The sequence below is a fragment of the Candidatus Margulisiibacteriota bacterium genome (genome assembly GCA_028706105.1).
GTDB lineage: Bacteria > Margulisbacteria > Riflemargulisbacteria > GWF2-35-9 > DYQY01 > DYQY01.
Map to the genome: position 1 here is coordinate 1 of JAQWCF010000120.1, position 3881 is coordinate 3881.

3 protein-coding genes are annotated in these 3881 nt (G+C 33.0%); all 3 read left to right on the forward strand.

Annotated elements, in window-relative coordinates; genetic code table 11:
- Positions 1–1799, forward strand: a 1799-nt coding sequence (locus PHF25_09010; protein MDD4528148.1) for a hypothetical protein, incomplete at its 5' end; no start/stop codon positions are given.
- A gap of 124 nt (positions 1800–1923) precedes the next feature.
- Positions 1924–2160 (forward strand): DUF2892 domain-containing protein, encoded by a 237-nt coding sequence (locus PHF25_09015; GenBank protein ID MDD4528149.1) that lies wholly within the window; start codon positions 1924–1926, stop codon positions 2158–2160.
- Between the two features lie 66 nt (positions 2161–2226).
- Positions 2227–3183: a calcium/sodium antiporter gene (locus PHF25_09020; protein ID MDD4528150.1), complete on the forward strand. Its 957-nt coding sequence runs from the start codon at positions 2227–2229 to the stop codon at positions 3181–3183.
- Positions 3184–3881 lie beyond the last annotated feature (698 nt).

Here is a 3881-nt window from a genome sequence, read left to right on the forward strand (position 1 = left end):
ACTTAAAAGATCCAGCTAAAAGTTTGCCGCAAGGAACGCTACTGGCAATCGCCACTGGGTTTACAACATATCTTATAATGATTTTCTGGTTTGCGCTTTCTGCCTCTAGAGCAGATTTAATGGGCGCAGATATTGTAGCTGTAAAGATGGCTAAATCCCCGTTTATGGTAATAACAGGTATTTGGGCAGCTACACTTTCTTCTGCATTAGCATCAATCATGGCAGCACCTAGAACACTTCAAGCCATGGCACGAGATGGTGTTGTTTTTAGATTTTTGGCTGGGAAAAGAGAAGACTCTGGCCCCTTTGTTTCAATGCTTGTTACAATTGCCATTGCTTCCTTTATTGTTTTTCTTGGGAATCTAAATATGATAGCCCCTATTTTAACTAACTTCTTTTTAATAACCTATGGGAGTATCAATTTAATTGCTGGGTTGGAAAGATTTTTTTCACTTCCAAGCTATAGACCGACTTTTCATGTTCATTGGTTTTTTTCTTTATTAGGCTTTGCTGGTTGCATTATCGTTATGTTTATCCTTAATCCTGTAGCATGTATTGTTGGTTTTCTTTTGGTTTTTTTAATCTATGTATATCTAAAAAGAAAGCATTTTGTGGCAACCTTTGGAGATGCTAGGCATGGGTTTTGGTATGGAGTAATCCATTATGCTCTTAACAAGCTAGAGTCTCTTCCTTTTTCTCCTAAAAACTGGAGACCAAATTTGTTAATGTTTTCAAATGATACAAAGGTGAATCAAAACATTATTCAGATAGCGACTTCTCTTTCTGGTAGAACTGGGACAGTTACTCTTATAAATTTTTTGAACCCAGAGAAGGTTGAAGTAACGGAGGCAAAAAGGATAGAAGCCGAGATATCAGAAGCTTTCCATCAAGCTAAAGTGCCAGCATATTTTCTGACGGCACTGTCTGATGATGGAGTTGAGGCCCAGCTTGTCACGTCACAGGTATATGGGATGGGTAGGTTTAGACCAAACACTATTTTACTTAATTGGAATGAAAGTAAAAAGAAATGGTTTGGTGTTGACAAGTCAGAGAAAAAGAAACAAATGAAATTAATGTCTTTTTATAACGAGATTGGGAAAAGTTTGCTTCTTTTGCATGTTGATGATAGTAAGGGTTTTGGAAATAAAAAACATATAGATGTTTGGTGGGATCCTTCTCATGACAATGGTTCATTTATGTTGCTGATCGCTTATTTGTTAACGTTGAGCGAGGAATGGGAAGATGCCATGATTCATATTAAAACAGTGGTAGTCAAAAAGAAGGTTACAAGCACTGGAAAAATATTAAAACAGTTATTGGAGAATGCTCGAATAGAGGCAACTATTAATGTTTATCATCCGGATAGTCGTGATGAAGAGGCAAGTGTTTCTACAGTTGTAACGTCAACTAATTTAGAACTGTTTGTTTCTAAGGTGGGAAGATCGTTTAACTTAATAAAAGATAAAATCAATTTGTACTCATTTACTAGAACAACACAGGACGTAGGGGTTGATAAACTTAAGGATGAAAAAGTTATATCCACTGAAAAAAGTCAGGGTGTTATTTTAAAGGAAACACTTGAAAAGCAAATGACGGAAGAAGAAATTGATTTTATTGAAGATTGCGTATCGTCCATAATTGCCAGGGAATCTTCAGGTGTTGATTTAGTTATTTTGGGATTTAATCCTCCAGCGCATGGCCGAGAAAGAGAGTATGTAGATAAAATGGATAATATTTTAGCGAACCTTCCTTCTGTTTTATTGGTGCATAGTTCATTTGATATGGATATTTATGGATAAAGCATTCAAGGTTTATCATTGTTTTATCGTAGCTACAAAAATATTATAAGTTGCTGTGTGTGATATGATTAGTAAGGGAGTTTGTTTTGATAGTTTTGTAAATTTTAAAAAGAAGGAGTAAAAGATGAAATGTAATATAGGTAAAATGGATAAAATAGCAAGATTAGTTGTAGGCGCAATAATTATTGTTGTAGGGGTTTATTTTAAAAATTGGTGGGGAGTTATCGGCCTAATACCTGTTGTTACAGCTCTGATTAACTTCTGTCCAGCATATGTTGCTTTAGGAATTTCAACTTGTGACTGTGAAGATGGTTGTTGTTGTGTAGATAAAGAAGAAACAAAAAAACCAAATAAAAAATAGTTTAATTTCTTAGGTTATCTATAATATATCGATGTAATCTAACAATAAAAAGAATATAATATAGCTGTGATTACTGCTATCCTTTTTATTATTGGATTTTTTCTCCTTATTAAAGGGGCAGATGTTTTAGTTGATGGTTCAGCAGCAATTGCTAAAAAGTTCAATATTTCTAATATTGTTATTGGATTAACTATCGTTGCTTTTGGCACTTCTGCTCCAGAACTAATTGTTAATATCTTTGCTAGTGTACAAGGCAATAGCGAGATTGCAATTGGTAATATACTTGGTAGCAATATAGCCAACATATTATTAATTTTAGGCATATCAGCGATTATTTATCCTCTTACTGCAAAAAAGAACACTGTTCTAAAGGAAATTCCGTTTAATTTATTGGCAATTATAATATTGGGTGTCATGACTAACGATATAATAATTGATGGAGGAATTTTTTCAGGGCTTTCAAGAATAGACGGTATTGTTTTATTAGGATTTTTTATTATTTTTCTAGCATATACAGTTGGGATAACTAAGTCCGAAGATGATATAGTAGATGTTAATAAAATTGATGAGTTAAGTTTTCATAGGTCAATATTATATGTTTTATTAGGCTTAGTTGGTTTAGTTGTTGGGGGTAAATGGATTGTAGATGGAGCTGTAAATATTGCAGAATTTTTTAATGTTAGCCAATCACTTATTGGACTAACGGTTGTTGCAATAGGTACTTCCTTGCCTGAATTAGCGACATCAGCTGTTGCTGCATTTAAGAAACAATCAGATATAGCGATAGGGAATGTGGTTGGTTCTAATATTTTTAATATATTTTTTGTATTAGGTATCAGCTCTACAATCCGTCCATTACCTTTCAATAATAATTCTAATGGGGATATATTAATGACAATCATCGCAAGCATTATTTTGCTTTTAGTTGTATTGGATAAGAAAAGAGTTATTTATCGATATGAAGGTATATTGATGGTTTTAACTTATTTTGCATATGTAGTTGTGTTGGTATTAACCAAATAACTTTTTATGATAAGGTCTTATTGCCGGCCTATTAATCTTTTTCATGAGTGAAGGATTTAATTTTTCAGTGTTAGTTTTAGTAAATATAAAGGATTAGTCCCTTTTTTAGTGTGTAAGAATAGTCATGCGTGTATAATTTATACTATGTTTCTATCGTAGTAGTGAGTGAGGTTACGTTGCCTTCACTATCAGAAGTAACAGTTTCGGTTATGATCCCTTCGCTTGTATAACGAATGGTAGTTTTAGTCGTTTCTTCTCCACTTGAGGCAGTAGGTGAGCCTAAATTTTGAGGAGGTCCTGATCCTTCGGTAGTAAAAGTTTCTGTTGTTGGCTCTGCTTCAGTTGTTGTTGAAACATCTGTTATAATTTCTGAATTATCAGTAGTTGTTATATACGTAGCCTCTAGCGCTTATTGGATGTTTGTAGTACTTAAATATGTGCCAGAAGTATCTGCTTCATTGGTTGAAGATATATTTGAACTTATACTATTAATATCAATGGTCATTTATAAACTCCTTATATATATTTATTAACGTAGATAGATACATAATATTTGTATCTATAAATGCAGATATGTATAGGAAGAAATTATCTATATTATTTATTATGGCGGGAAGGTTATTTTTTATCTAAATAGCTCTGTAATATCCTTGTCACTTCCAAATATTTTTTAACTTAGTGCAATAAACAATTAAATC

What these genes read in the sequence shown, in the direction of transcription:
- PHF25_09015 (MDD4528149.1), top strand. Translation starts at nt 1,924, where the DNA reads ATGAAATGTAATATAGGTAAAATGGATAAAATAGCAAGATTAGTTGTA.